Genomic DNA, 12,897 nt, shown 5'->3' with positions numbered 1-12,897 from the left:
TCTTCTTATAAATTATAATCCCATTGCTTCAAAGCAAAATCCCAATTTTCTTCTACCAATTGAATTGTCCGGTCATCATATTTATACTTATTCTTTTTATACCCCTTCTTGCCGCCTACGTACTTTTCTATATCTCCGCGCGCTTCGGCAAATCCGGGGATGGAAAGAGACTTATAAATATTCTCCGTCATACCCATCGCGTCTGCTTCAAAATCTTCAAACTTCACTTCCATCAAGTTTCCTTCAGGAATGAACTGTTTATCCGATTCATACTTATGATAAAGCTTTGCATAGATAGAAAGGATATTTTCCTCTAATTGTTCATTACTTATATCCTGCAATTTCAACGGTTGAATCGTATTTGTAAAGAAACTGCGTGTAGATTCGAATACAGTATACGGATTACGCATCAGGTAGATAAACTTAGCGTTCGGGAACATTTTCACCAATTCTTTCACCCTGCCCGTATGCGGCGGGTTCTTACTAAGAAACTGCGTACCCTGCGTATTCCACAAAGAAATCTTAATCAGTTTTGTAAACACCTCCTCAAAAACCTTCAGTTCAGTATCCGTGATGTCGTCAAACAGCAGATACTTATCGGCATACTCCTGTTGATATTTCGGCAAGAACCAAAAATTATAATACGTATATGGCATCATATTCGACAATGCGAATTCTTCTTCCTGGGGAAGATCTACAGCCAGTTCCATATTATCCGTCGGGCGCTTGTCCGGCATCAGCCAACTCATATTCTTCTTGAAGAAAGGCTGTCCCCACATCATCAGATGAGGAAATACAGTCTGATACGTTGTATTATACCCAAAATGCTTGTCGCACGAGAATACGTTATGCACGAAAGTCGTTCCGCTCCGCCAATGCCCTAGGATAAATACCGGGTCATGTTCCAACGGTTGGTTAGCCAGCCGTTTTTCATACCGGCTATTTTGCAGTCCGGCCAATGGAGAAAGCAAACGGCATACAGCCTTTGTCAGTCGGTATTTACCCTTATAGGCCGCATCAATTTCACGACCGGCAGTGATTGCCTTAAACGTTTTCCAGTCGGCACCTACCAGTGTATTAATCGGAAGTTTGTTAAATTCGAGTAATCCCATACTTTTTTATTTTATTATTTTCACGGCAAATCCCTGGCGTTCCAGCTCTTTCGCCACTTTTTCTATAGCTTCATAATGTTCCGGCTCAATTCCCAGCTTTGACAAATCCAATACAGGAATATCATCCGTATTGCTCATATCCTTCATCTCCACCCGGTCGATAATCATGCCCACTGCTGAAGTATTATTGGTTATCGGGTCAATCAGAATGAACGAGCCACAAGATTTATTCTTCTTATAGGGGTCAAAGAACAGTTCCTTCGCAGTAGTCAGCACCACGCGGGCAATCTGATTCAGTTGCAAAGGCAAAGTTTCTTTAGTCAATTGTCCGTTATCCAAAGACAGATGTTCCATTGTATTCACATCCACCTTGTACTTGATCGTATCAATACGTGTACGGCTCAGATTGGTAGTCTGCTTGATAAAGAACGATTTATTAACATCCATCGGCTCCTCATCCATCCATACCATCATCGTTTCGAAATTACGGTCGACAATTGGCAAGTTGTCAGGATGCACAAGCATTTCTCCACGGGACACGTCTATTTCATCTTCCAGTGTCAACGTCACAGACTGCGGCGGGAAAGCATAATCCAATTCTCCGTCATAAGTTACAATGCTCTTCACCTTAGATGTTTTGCCTGAAGGAAGTGCCATCACTGTATCCCCCTTACGGATGATACCGGACGCAACTTTACCACAGAATCCTCTAAAGTCCAAATTCGGGCGAAGCACATATTGAACCGGGAAACGGAAATCAGTCAAATTATGGTCATTATCTATATGGACAGTTTCCAGGAAATCCAACAGAGAAGTTCCTTTATACCACGGAGTGCGTTCAGACAAATCCACCACATTGTCTCCATCCAACGCAGAAAGAGGAATACAGTTCACATCAGGAATTCCCAACGGAGCCACAAACTTCTTGTATTCTGCAACGATTTCATTAAAGCGTTCTTCCGAGAAGTCCACCAAATCCATCTTGTTGACAGCCAATACCACATGCTTGATACCCAGCAAAGACACCAGGAACGTATGGCGGCGTGTCTGCGTAATCACTCCCGTACGGGCATCCACCAGGATAATCGCCAGGTTGGCCGTAGAGCCACCGGTAATCATATTACGTGTATACTGTTCGTGTCCCGGAGTATCCGCAATGATAAACTTACGACCATTGGTAGAGAAATAACGGTAAGCCACGTCAATCGTGATTCCCTGTTCGCGTTCCGCTTTCAAACCATCGAGCAGCAATGCATAGTCGATATGTTCACCTGCATTTCCCACACGTTTGCTGTCGCGTTCCAACGCATCCAACTGATCCTCATATAATTTCTTACTGTCAAACAACAAACGTCCGATCAGCGTTGATTTTCCATCATCTACCGAACCGGCTGTCAACAGTCTCAGCAAGTCTTTCTGTTCATCCTTGTCCAGGAAAGCCTTTATATCTAATTTATTATCTGCCATCACTTTTTAAATTAAAAATTAAGAATTGAAAATTGAGAATTAAAAACTGCATAATGCTATTTTTTAATTTTTAATTCTCAATTTTCAATTTTCTAAAAGTATCCTTCACGTTTCTTTTGTTCCATACTACCCTCTTGGTCAAAATCAATCACACGGGTGGTACGTTCACTCTTCGTAGTAGTCATCATCTCTTCCACAATCTCTTCGATGGTATCAGCACCACTTTCTACCGCACCTGTCAATGGCCAGCAACCCAATGTACGGAAACGAACCATTTTCATTTCAATCTGGTCACGATACTTTTCTGGCAGACGTTCATCATCCGCCATAATGATATTCCCATCCAGGTTGATAACAGGACGCTCTTTTGCATAATAAAGCGGAACAATCGGAATATTCTCCAAACGAATATACTGCCAAATATCCAATTCTGTCCAGTTGCTAATCGGGAATACGCGAATACTTTCCCCCTTATGCACACGAGCATTATAAATATCCCACAACTCAGGACGCTGATTTTTCGGATCCCACTGGTGGAATTTATCACGGAATGAGAAGATACGTTCTTTAGCACGTGACTTTTCTTCATCACGACGGGCACCACCGAATGCAGCATCAAACTTATATTTATCCAGTGCATGGAGCAACGCTTGCGTCTTCATCAAGTCCGTATGCACTTTACTTCCATGCGTGAAAGGCCCTACCCCTGCATGAAAAGCCTCCATATTACTTTCCACAATCAGATTCCATCCGTATTTCTTTGCATATTCATCACGGAACTGAATCATCTCTTTGAACTTCCATTTCGAATCGATATGCATCAACGGGAATGGCACTTTACCCGGATAAAACGCTTTTTCAGCCAAGCGCACCATCACCGAAGAATCCTTTCCGATACTGTAAAGCATCACCGGATTCTCAAATTCCGCAGCCACCTCGCGGATGATATGAATAGACTCTGCTTCGAGCTCCTTCAAGTGGCTTAATTTATATTCTTCCATTACTAAAATAATGATTTTATTCTTCTACTAAACATTCTTTTTCACTTTGGGCAAAATCAGCTCCAACAAACGATTCACCGATTCTTCCAAGCTCAACTTAGAAGTATCCAATGATAAGGCTGGGTGCTCCGGGACTTCAAACGGAGCAGAAATTCCTGTAAAGTTCTGAATCTCCCCTTTTCGTGCTTTCGCATACAATCCCTTTACATCACGCTTTTCGCACTCTTCCAACGGAGTACTTACGAAAATCTCCAGGAAATCATCCTTGCCGATAATATTTGCCGCCATTTCACGAATATCGTTATTCGGACTGATAAATGCGGCAATCGTAATAATACCGCTATCCAAAAACAATTTGGAAACCTCGGCTATACGACGGATATTTTCCACCCGGTCAGTTTCCGAGAATCCCAGATTATTATTTATTCCGCTGCGGATATTATCTCCGTCCAGGATACGGCAAAGTAATCCCCGCTTATGAAGTTCGCGTTCCAGCGCAATAGCGATCGTACTTTTCCCCGACCCGCTCAGTCCGGTGAACCAAATCATCACACTGTGCTGTCCCAGGAGTTTCTCTTTATCCTGCCGCGTCATCATACGGTCGAATATGGGATATATATGATTCTTTTCTTCCATTTATAAATTAGTTTTATTAAAAGTTCCAAATCATCGGAATCAGAATAACAGAAATCAGGAAGGTAATGATATTAAGCGGCAAACCGATACGGACAAAATCCGTAAACTTATAGTTACCGATACCTTGCACAATCAAATTAGTCTGATAGCCGATAGGCGTAGAGAAACTGGCAGATGCAGCCATACAGATCACGACAAAGAAAGGTGTCGGGCTTACCCCTAACTGGGCAGCAATCGACAGTGCCAGCGGGAATGCCAAAGCGGCAGCCGCATTGTTCGTAATCAACTCCGTAAACAAATTCGTAATGATAAACAACATGGCAAGCAATACATGCGGCCCGTAATCATCGCTTAATCCGATAATAAACTTCGCCACACAATCAGCCACGCCCGAATTCACCATCGCCTTACTGATAGCAAACGCACAGGCAATAGTAATCAGAATATCCCACGAAATATATTTGGTATACTTACGGGCAGGAAACAGGTTCGTCCATGCCATGATAATCGTAGTTATAGAAACAAAGAAAAACATATCCAGCTTGATATCCGGGAACAACTCTTTGGTTATCGGAAGCTCACCTACTGTTGCGCCAACAATCATCAAGACTAACAACAGCAAAGCAAACCAGCGTTTCTTTTTTCCGGTAGTATCCGGCTCGTTACCATTTGTCAACAGCACAAATACCGAAGATTCACCCCAAGTCGGGATAAATGTATCATCCGCCATCACCACAAGCGTATCGCCTTCGTGAAGCACCACCTCACCCAGATCTGTCACGAACCGCTGTCCGCTACGAGTCTTGATTTCTTTCACTTCAGCCCCATAATGACGCTGGAAATTAAAGTCCTTCAGTTTCTTATTGATACCAGGGAAACGGGCACCCAAAACAGCTTCCACCCGATGCAACCTCTCTCCTTCCTCTACATCCTCATCCGGTACTGCTGTATCCGGACGAGCATCCGGCAGCAACCGCTTGGAGAAAAGAAATATATAAATAATTCCGGCAATCGCTATAAAAATCCCCACCTTTCCCAGTTCGAACATGGAAAACCCTTCAAAACCGGCTTCCAATATCATTCCGTGTACCACAAGATTGGTAGAAGTACCGATCAGCGTACAAATACCACCCAGGATAGTCACATATGAAAGAGGAATCAGGAATTTTGTAGCAGGGAGCTTCACCGATTTTGCCCAGTGCTTGATAATCGGAGCGAAAATGACTACAACAGGAGTATTATTCAGGAATGCAGAGATAAAAGCGACCGAAGGTAAGATACGCAACTGCGCTTTAAACACTGTTGTCTTACCCTGAGGCAACAATTTCTTTATCACCTGCCCCAGTGTGCCCGACTGACGAATACCTTCACTGACCAGGAACAGCAAAGCAACAGTAATCATCCCCTTGTTGCTAAACCCTTCAAGCATCTCTTTAGGAGTCAGAATACCTACACACAAAAACAATACCACTACCGAAAAAAGTATCATGCCCGGGCGCATCTTATCCGCAACCAAGGCAGCTACCATTCCTAATAGGGACAATAGTACAAATACAATTTCAAATGTCATATAAACATTAATTAGTGTTCTCTTTTTGGCTCAACGATAAACCAGGGATTCAATAAATCCTCCTTGTTATATCGTAGAGGTTCGTCTTTTCCGGCCTGGTACACTTCCATTCCGGCGGCACGCGCTATCGCATGCCCGGCAGCCATATCCCACTCCATCGTCGGAGCGAAACGCGGATACACATCAGCCTTTCCTTCTGCAACCAAGCAAATCTTAATAGAACTTCCGCTTGATACCAGCTCAACGCTGCCATGTTTCTTCTTTAAATCTGCGATATATTCTTCTGTTTCGGGTGATAGGTGCGAACGGGAAGCCACAACAATAAAATGATCGCGGACATCTTCCAACGGTATCCGTTCCGATTCCTTTATCAGCTGTTCCAATGTCACGCTGTCATCTTCCAAGCCGATAATACCGGAGCATTTATAAGCTCCCACACCTTCAACTGCAAAATAAAGTTCCTTTCTTACCGGTACATAAATAACTCCCATCACAGGTATGGAATTCTGTACCAAAGCAATATTTACGGTAAATTCTCCGTTACGCTTGATAAACTCCTTCGTTCCATCCAGCGGATCTACAATCCATAAAGTATCCCACTTACTACGGACTTCATACCCCATGTGCTTCCCTTCTTCACTAAGAATAGGAAAAGGAGTACCATTCAAAATAGCGACAATCGTTTCATGTGCCTTTCTGTCTGCTATTGTCAGCGGAGAGTTATCAGCCTTTCGCTCTATCTCGAAATCCGACGCCGGGTCCTCATAGATAGAAAGTATTTCTTTACCAGCTTTTAATGCTGCGTCGATAGCAGCCATTACATATTTTTGTTCCATTTAATTCCTTCATTAATACCTTATTTACACCAAGGCTGTGAATTCTCCAAATTAAGAATTGACAAAAGTAAAAACTTTCTTTGCTATAAAAGTTTCCCCACTATCATTTATAACTTCTTTTAGTAGAATGATAAAAATATCTAAACGGAATAACACTTCCCTCTCTCAATAAAAAAGCAGTAACTTCCCAGTTACCGCCTTCTTATTTGGAAAAAACGTTTGTCCTTTCCAATATATATTACCAAAAAGAAATCAATATACACGATACAGCAACCAAGCTCCCTGGAAATCTGAACGATTCGGGTACTTAGCCTTGAATGCGTCGCGAGCTTCAGCAGCAGCCATCTTATCAGCAAATGAGCTGACAATCACGCGATACATTGCCTTGTCTGCATTAAATGCGATAGTAGAATGATAACCTTGTGCATCCAACCAGTCTTTCAAACCTTCGGCATTTGCCTTTACACCAAAGCTACCAGCTACAATGCTGTAATCTTTCAATCCTTCATTGCCGGAAACCACAGTAACCTTTTCTTGGCGAACGCCGGATGTATCTGCCACTTTAGGCGTTGTCACAGGAGCTGCAACTACCGGAGTCACCTCTACCGGAGCTTCCACTTGCGGTTCTGCCAATTCCTGCTGTTTTGCTTTCTCATAAGCTTTCTTATAGGCACTTTCGCTGGATTTACAAGATGCAAACGCCAGAACCAAGCATACTCCCATTCCTAATACGACTAATTTTTTCATAATCCTATACTCTGTTTTAATTAATAATTCAACGTTCCCGTCTATCTATATTTAGTTTCGGGCAACAAAATAATAGAAATTTTATCATCCGGCAAAGAAATCCGTCAAAAAAACGTCTATTCCTGCTTTTTCTTATACGAAATAGTGCCTGTTGCCTGATTTGTTGGCATCAAAAGCACTTCCGCAATCTGAATATGTGCCGGAGCCGATGCTGCAAAATAAACTGTTTCGGCAATATCATCTCCGGTCAACGGACGGATTCCTTTATAGAAATTATCGGCAGCTTCTTTATCACCCCGATAACGCACTACCGAGAAATTAGTCTCCACCATACCCGGCTTGATATTTGTAACACGCAACGGAGTATCGACCAAATCAATCCGCAGACCGTCTGAAAGAGCCTTCACGGCAGCCTTGGTAGCGCAATACACGCTTCCACCCGGATAAGCAGCGTCACCGGCAATAGAACCGATGTTAATAATATGACCTTGTCCGCGTTCCAACATGCCCGGCACTACCAGACGTGTCATCGCCAACAGTCCTTTTATATTCGTATCGATCATGATATCCCATTCATCCAAGTCACCTTCAAATTCCTTATCTACACCAATCACCAGTCCGGCATTGTTTATCAATAAGTCGATCATAGCCCATTCAGGTGGCAGACTTTCCAATGCAGCTTGCGCTTGCTTGCGGTCGCGTACATCAAAAGGAAGTTTCCATACTGTAATCTTCGGATACTCCATTTCCAATTCATATCTCAGTTCTCCCAGTTTTGCTTCATCGCGAGCATTTAAAATCAAATCCCAACCTTCTTTTGCAAATTTATGGGCACAAGCTCTACCAATTCCGCTGCTTGCTCCGGTTATTAAAACAATTCTATTATCCATTATGTTTTGATTTATAATATAGGAGACAAAAGTACGCCTTAAGTCGCATTGGTTAGTCTCGAAAGTCCGTTAAATAAAATTAAACCATAAAAGAAAAAAAGAATTATAAAACTAAGTCATTTTTTTTCGTTTTCATGAACAACCTTTCGATAAAAATGTTATATTTGTTGTATCGTAATCATTTTAAACATTACAAATTATGAAAGGATTGAATGTATTAGCAGCATTTTTGGGTGGTGCAGCCGTAGGCGCAGCCCTTGGTATTTTATTTGCTCCTGAAAAAGGAGAAGATACCCGCAACAAGATCGCAGAAATTCTCCGTAAGAAAGGAATCCGTCTCAACCGCAGTGAAATGGAAAATCTCGTTGATGAGATTGCAGCTGAGATGAAAGGAGAAATAGCAGAGTAAGTGAGTAACAAAAGACTAAAAACAGAGCGACCATGTTTGCAGACGATGAAAGTATTGAGAATTTTCAGCAGTTATTTTTTGAGTTCAAGAAATATTTAGAACTTCAAAAAGAATACACCAAATTAGAATTAACGGAAAAGTTAACCATACTGTTTTCCACGTTAATCATGATATTAGTACTTATTATCCTTGGCATGGTTGCCCTGTTTTACTTACTTTTCGCACTAGCTTACATTTTGGAACCATTGGTCGGTGGACTCATGGCAAGCTTTGCCATCATCGCAGGCATCAATATTGTCCTCATCGCCCTGGTCATTATTTTCCGCAAGCAGCTCATCATCTCTCCGATGGTGAACTTCCTCGCCAATTTATTTTTAACCGATTCAAATAAATAAATTATGAGTGCGCAAACACCACATAAATTTACATTAGAAGAGATTGCCGAACGCAAGAAGAAACTCTTAAATGAGATTCATGCTCAGAAAAGAGCCATGACTGCTACCACACGTGAAATATTCGCTCCGATTGCTCCGGCAACCAATAAGGCGGATGCCATCATGCGTTCGTTCAATACAGGTATGGCTATCTTCGATGGAGTGGTGATGGGAGTCAAAATTATGCGGAAGATTCGTGCGTACTTCAGGAATCTGAAATGAGATTATACTGACTCATTTTTCGTACTTATTCATGGGGTATTAAACAACCGGAGAGGTACAAAAGGTACAGCAGGTACACCCCCTTCATTCTTTCACACACGTGCGCGTAATAATAAGGTATAGAAAATCAAAAAAACTAATCAGAAATTTTATTATTCATCATAATTTATACTACCCGCTACTATACATTGTGTAATACGATATTATTCGGAACACGAACAGATATAAACCCATATATAAGTTTTTCGCGTGTACATTATATATACGCGGGCGCGCACATATACACATGCGTGTGTGTGTTAAGAGCCCCGGAAAAAGTGTACCTACTGTACCCGTTAATAACATAGTGCTTTGCGAGTTCTAAAGCACTGCTTTAGCAATCATAAAGCATAGCTTTAGCAGGCACAAAGCAATGCTTTACTCTTTCGTTTCCCTAAAGCTCTATAATGCATCATTAATCATCTTCATTACATACAATAAAAAAGTCATCCGGCTTTGCCCGTCACTACAACGGGACAAAGTCGGATGACCTTAACTATATGGAAAATAAGATTACACGTATGTTTCCAGCAGCTTCACATTTCCATCTTCAGGAGTAATGGTGACATCCTGTGTGGTGGCAGGAAGCAGGATAGACTCACCTGCGTTGACTGTCAGCTCGTTACCTTCATTGTCTCTCATTTTGCATGCACCTTCCATGCAGATGAAAATCACAAATGAATCAAGTTCCGAGTAGTCGCAAGTGATTTCTTCAGTCATGTCATACAGGGAAGTCGTGAAATAAGGGCAAGCAACCAGTTCTACCGGTTCATCCTTCACCGCATCATATTTAGTGCGGTAGTCATCCAATACTTCGTAGTTGATGGCTTCGCGGGCTAAATCGGTGTGAAGTTCACGCGTTTTACCGTTCGCATCCTTACGGTTGAAGTCGTAGATGCGGTACGTAATGTTAGAGGTCTGTTGAATCTCGGCAATAAACGAACCGGCACCAATACTATGCACACGTCCGGCGGGAAGGAAAAAGACATCTCCCGGATGGACTTCATATTCTTGCAACACGTCGGTAATCGTGTTGTTCAACACACGTTCCTTATATTCTTTAGGGGTAATCTCTTCAGAGAATCCCGAACGCAATTTAGCTCCCTTGTCGGCATCTACCACATACCACATTTCGGTTTTTCCCATCGAGTTATGGCGTTTCTTCGCCAAGTCGTCTGCCGGGTGTACCTGGATTGACAAATCCTGTTGGGCGTCGATAAATTTAATAAGCAACGGAAATTTGTTGCCGAAACGCGCATAGTTCGCTTCGCCCACCAATTCTTCGCGATACCTTTTTACCATATCGGCCAGGGTTAAACCTTTATCCGGGCCATTAGCCACTACGGATTCATTGTCTTCAACGCCGGAAATCTCCCAGCTTTCTCCTACTCCTGTCAAGTCTGAGTTCAAATGCTTGAACGGAATAATCTTGTCGCCCCCCCAAAGCGTCTGCTTCAGAATCGGTTCGAATTTTAATGGATACATTTTTGTTTTTCTTGTTATAAACTTAGATTAAATTCGCTCGGATTGTTACAATCCGGGAACAAACATACAAAAAATAGTTTAGTTTTTAAGAAAAGAAAGCCGAAAATTCATTTAAGAAATCATCTTTCTTTTCCATGTGGTTATTTCTTACGCATCTTCATCACTTTCTCCATCTCTGCAAGATTGCTCCGAGCAGCTTCGCTTCCTTTCTGGATAGCTTTGTTAAACTCAATAATGGCTTGTTCAGGCTGACCGTTCAGCAGATAGTAAGCTCCGTTATTATTGGCGTATTCGGCTGTTTGGGGATTCGACTTATCCAGATATTGCCGGGCAGCTGTCAGGTTTCTTTCGGACAAGGCGGTGGCTGCTGCGTTCAGATTGGTATCTTCGGCATCGGCTTGTGCAGCGATGGAAATATCAGTAGTATAATCGACCCGGCAATTCACCTTACGGAGTGCCGGATAGAGTTCTCTTAACATGACACGGTAGGGAGCGCCACCATTTACATTTTTCAGTTTCTGCTTCCGAAGGGCGATGTCAGAAGTTTGTTCGATAATGTCGAGCAAAGTGGTTTTCTCTTTCAGAGTAGAAGACTCTAATGCTTTCACCAGTCCGTCCCAATTCTCTCCGCCAAAGGAGACATGGCAGAGTCCGGCAGGAATCTGTCCTTGTGCGGTCAGGTAGTTTTTCAGCGCTTCGGCACGCTTTACAGACAGTTGTTCATTGAGTTTCAATGCACCTTCGGGCGAAGCGAAGCCTTCTATATAGATGCCTTTGACATTCAACCCCTTGTCATTTAATGTCTCGGAGAGCATTTTCTGAATATTCTGCAATTCAGACTTATTATTCATATAATCCGGCAGAATCACGGATTGGTTCACCGGGAATTCCAGGTGTGCTTCGTATTGTTTGCTTCGTACTTCGAGTCTGTCAGCCGGTAGTTGAATATGTGACAGTATAGGATGAATGGCAGAAAGACGTTTGATTTCAGTAGAGATTTCATTCGGAATCGGTTCCTGCGTCAGTACTTCCTGATGTCCGCCGCAACCACATAGGTTTTCTTCAAGATTCAGGGAAGCATTTTCCATCCAGGACTGATATGGAATGACTTGTGTATAGCTCAACACTTCCTTTTTATTGGACGGCACTCCCAGGTTGGTTTCGCTGTTCAATGCCATGGAACGAACATAGGCTTTCTGTCTTCTGCGACCGTTGATGATGATTTCGGGCAGCACAAGATTACGGTCGGCACTCACCAGCATTGGGGTGAGCGTCAGCGTACGGTCGTTGTCGACTTTCAGGTTTCGCATATCTATCTGCATATCTATGTAGAGCGATTCCCCCTGTTGCCACAAGGAGACATCGGTGATGCTGATAGCATCGTTATAGTATTTCTGCGCGCCGGCCGGAAGAGCCATAGCAAGACACAGCGCAGCGTATATCAGTTTCTTTTTCATGACTATCTTATTTTATGATGTATATAATGTTGATACCTACTTTGGTAGGGCCAAAGTAATTTTTGTGTCCGCTGTCGAGCTTGCTTCCGCAATGACCACAATTATATTTATCGTAGTCGATGCGGGCGTAGCCTACCCCGATGGTAGCTTCCATACTCCAGCGTTTGTTCAGTATCCATTGGTATCCATAAGAGATACCGGCACCGTAAAGGTTCCCCTGATAGCGATGATGCCCTAAACCAAAAATATCCAGGTTGCTCACATTAAATTCCGCATAATGGGCATGCAGACCGAAAAAATGTCCGTAAAACCGTTCGCACAGCCAGTAACGAAGCTCCGGCTGCACCATCCAATGCTTGATTTGTTTATTATCCGAGAATTTCCACGGATTATAGTTGCCGGATACGTCAAGAGTCAGTTTCTTGCCGAGTCCGACTTCAAAGCCGAGATTGGCAGTGGTGGTAGCCCAATACAACGCATTTGTTTTAATGGCAAATTCCGGCATATAGTAGCTTTTTTCCTGCCCATACATGCTACTGGTGAATGTGAACACCAGGATAGCTATCAGGAGAGATTTGATTATTTTCATATC

At 42.7% G+C, this 12,897-nt stretch carries 14 protein-coding genes; 3 read left to right on the top strand and 11 right to left on the bottom strand.

What is annotated here, in order from left to right:
• Positions 1 to 5 precede the first annotated feature (5 nt).
• The 8 genes from HC965_RS12825 to HC965_RS12790 all read right to left on the bottom strand — a co-directional run bounded on the left by HC965_RS12825 (position 6) and on the right by HC965_RS12790 (position 8,259).
• On the bottom strand, positions 6 to 1,112 hold the full coding sequence (locus HC965_RS12825) for a sulfotransferase (RefSeq protein ID WP_191031822.1): 1,107 nt from the start codon (positions 1,110 to 1,112) through the stop codon (positions 6 to 8).
• Positions 1,113 to 1,118: 6 nt separating this feature from the next.
• Positions 1,119 to 2,579, bottom strand: coding sequence for a sulfate adenylyltransferase subunit CysN (gene cysN, locus HC965_RS12820; RefSeq protein ID WP_191031821.1), 1,461 nt, complete (start codon positions 2,577 to 2,579; stop codon positions 1,119 to 1,121).
• A gap of 92 nt (positions 2,580 to 2,671) precedes the next feature.
• Positions 2,672 to 3,580, bottom strand: a complete 909-nt coding sequence (gene cysD / locus HC965_RS12815) for a sulfate adenylyltransferase subunit CysD (protein WP_167964303.1) — start codon at positions 3,578 to 3,580, stop codon at positions 2,672 to 2,674.
• A 27-nt stretch (positions 3,581 to 3,607) separates the two neighbouring features.
• Positions 3,608 to 4,216 carry an adenylyl-sulfate kinase gene (gene cysC, locus HC965_RS12810; protein ID WP_191031820.1) on the bottom strand — a complete coding sequence of 203 codons (609 nt, stop codon included), beginning with the start codon at positions 4,214 to 4,216 and terminating at the stop codon, positions 3,608 to 3,610.
• 16 nt (positions 4,217 to 4,232) lie between these two features.
• Positions 4,233 to 5,786, bottom strand: a complete 1,554-nt coding sequence (locus HC965_RS12805; RefSeq protein ID WP_191031819.1) for an SLC13 family permease — start codon at positions 5,784 to 5,786, stop codon at positions 4,233 to 4,235.
• An 11-nt stretch (positions 5,787 to 5,797) separates the two neighbouring features.
• Positions 5,798 to 6,622, bottom strand: a complete 825-nt coding sequence (gene cysQ / locus HC965_RS12800; protein ID WP_191031818.1) for a 3'(2'),5'-bisphosphate nucleotidase CysQ — start codon at positions 6,620 to 6,622, stop codon at positions 5,798 to 5,800.
• A gap of 252 nt (positions 6,623 to 6,874) precedes the next feature.
• Positions 6,875 to 7,369 (bottom strand): SPOR domain-containing protein, encoded by a 495-nt coding sequence (locus tag HC965_RS12795; RefSeq protein WP_191031817.1) that lies wholly within the window; start codon positions 7,367 to 7,369, stop codon positions 6,875 to 6,877.
• A gap of 116 nt (positions 7,370 to 7,485) precedes the next feature.
• Positions 7,486 to 8,259: an SDR family oxidoreductase gene (locus HC965_RS12790; protein ID WP_191031816.1), complete on the bottom strand. Its 774-nt coding sequence runs from the start codon at positions 8,257 to 8,259 to the stop codon at positions 7,486 to 7,488.
• A gap of 199 nt (positions 8,260 to 8,458) precedes the next feature.
• Between HC965_RS12790 and HC965_RS12785 the strand changes: the two genes are divergently transcribed.
• The 3 genes from HC965_RS12785 to HC965_RS12775 are packed head-to-tail and all read left to right on the top strand — an operon-like array spanning position 8,459 to position 9,324.
• Complete coding sequence (locus tag HC965_RS12785; protein ID WP_191031815.1) at positions 8,459 to 8,668, top strand: YtxH domain-containing protein; 210 nt, start codon at positions 8,459 to 8,461, stop codon at positions 8,666 to 8,668.
• 32 nt (positions 8,669 to 8,700) lie between these two features.
• Positions 8,701 to 9,063, top strand: coding sequence for a phage holin family protein (locus HC965_RS12780; RefSeq protein WP_191031814.1), 363 nt, complete (start codon positions 8,701 to 8,703; stop codon positions 9,061 to 9,063).
• 3 nt (positions 9,064 to 9,066) lie between these two features.
• Positions 9,067 to 9,324, top strand: a complete 258-nt coding sequence (locus HC965_RS12775; RefSeq protein ID WP_191031813.1) for a hypothetical protein — start codon at positions 9,067 to 9,069, stop codon at positions 9,322 to 9,324.
• A gap of 552 nt (positions 9,325 to 9,876) precedes the next feature.
• Here HC965_RS12775 and HC965_RS12770 read toward each other — a convergent pair.
• The 3 genes from HC965_RS12770 to HC965_RS12760 form a co-directional block, all read right to left on the bottom strand.
• On the bottom strand, positions 9,877 to 10,848 hold the full coding sequence (locus HC965_RS12770; protein WP_191031812.1) for a type I phosphomannose isomerase catalytic subunit: 972 nt from the start codon (positions 10,846 to 10,848) through the stop codon (positions 9,877 to 9,879).
• Between the two features lie 140 nt (positions 10,849 to 10,988).
• Positions 10,989 to 12,305: a DUF3868 domain-containing protein gene (locus HC965_RS12765; RefSeq protein WP_191031811.1), complete on the bottom strand. Its 1,317-nt coding sequence runs from the start codon at positions 12,303 to 12,305 to the stop codon at positions 10,989 to 10,991.
• Between the two features lie 7 nt (positions 12,306 to 12,312).
• Positions 12,313 to 12,894, bottom strand: a complete 582-nt coding sequence (locus HC965_RS12760) for a DUF3575 domain-containing protein (protein ID WP_191031810.1) — start codon at positions 12,892 to 12,894, stop codon at positions 12,313 to 12,315.
• Between the last annotated feature and the right edge of the window lie 3 nt (positions 12,895 to 12,897).

The organism is Bacteroides sp. GM023 (genome assembly GCF_014750685.1).
GTDB lineage: Bacteria > Bacteroidota > Bacteroidia > Bacteroidales > Bacteroidaceae > Bacteroides.
Note: the sequence above shows the minus strand (reverse complement) of the source record. Positions and strands in the feature narration are given on the sequence as shown.

Coding starts and splice junctions, on each gene's coding strand:
- HC965_RS12825 (WP_191031822.1), bottom strand. CDS start 1,112: ATGGGATTACTCGAATTTAACAAACTTCCGATTAATACACTGGTAGGT.
- cysN (WP_191031821.1), bottom strand. CDS start 2,579: ATGGCAGATAATAAATTAGATATAAAGGCTTTCCTGGACAAGGATGAA.
- cysD (WP_167964303.1), bottom strand. CDS start 3,580: ATGGAAGAATATAAATTAAGCCACTTGAAGGAGCTCGAAGCAGAGTCT.
- cysC (WP_191031820.1), bottom strand. CDS start 4,216: ATGGAAGAAAAGAATCATATATATCCCATATTCGACCGTATGATGACG.
- HC965_RS12805 (WP_191031819.1), bottom strand. CDS start 5,786: ATGACATTTGAAATTGTATTTGTACTATTGTCCCTATTAGGAATGGTA.
- cysQ (WP_191031818.1), bottom strand. CDS start 6,622: ATGGAACAAAAATATGTAATGGCTGCTATCGACGCAGCATTAAAAGCT.
- HC965_RS12795 (WP_191031817.1), bottom strand. CDS start 7,369: ATGAAAAAATTAGTCGTATTAGGAATGGGAGTATGCTTGGTTCTGGCG.
- HC965_RS12790 (WP_191031816.1), bottom strand. CDS start 8,259: ATGGATAATAGAATTGTTTTAATAACCGGAGCAAGCAGCGGAATTGGT.
- HC965_RS12785 (WP_191031815.1), top strand. CDS start 8,459: ATGAAAGGATTGAATGTATTAGCAGCATTTTTGGGTGGTGCAGCCGTA.
- HC965_RS12780 (WP_191031814.1), top strand. CDS start 8,701: ATGTTTGCAGACGATGAAAGTATTGAGAATTTTCAGCAGTTATTTTTT.
- HC965_RS12775 (WP_191031813.1), top strand. CDS start 9,067: ATGAGTGCGCAAACACCACATAAATTTACATTAGAAGAGATTGCCGAA.
- HC965_RS12770 (WP_191031812.1), bottom strand. CDS start 10,848: ATGTATCCATTAAAATTCGAACCGATTCTGAAGCAGACGCTTTGGGGG.
- HC965_RS12765 (WP_191031811.1), bottom strand. CDS start 12,305: ATGAAAAAGAAACTGATATACGCTGCGCTGTGTCTTGCTATGGCTCTT.
- HC965_RS12760 (WP_191031810.1), bottom strand. CDS start 12,894: ATGAAAATAATCAAATCTCTCCTGATAGCTATCCTGGTGTTCACATTC.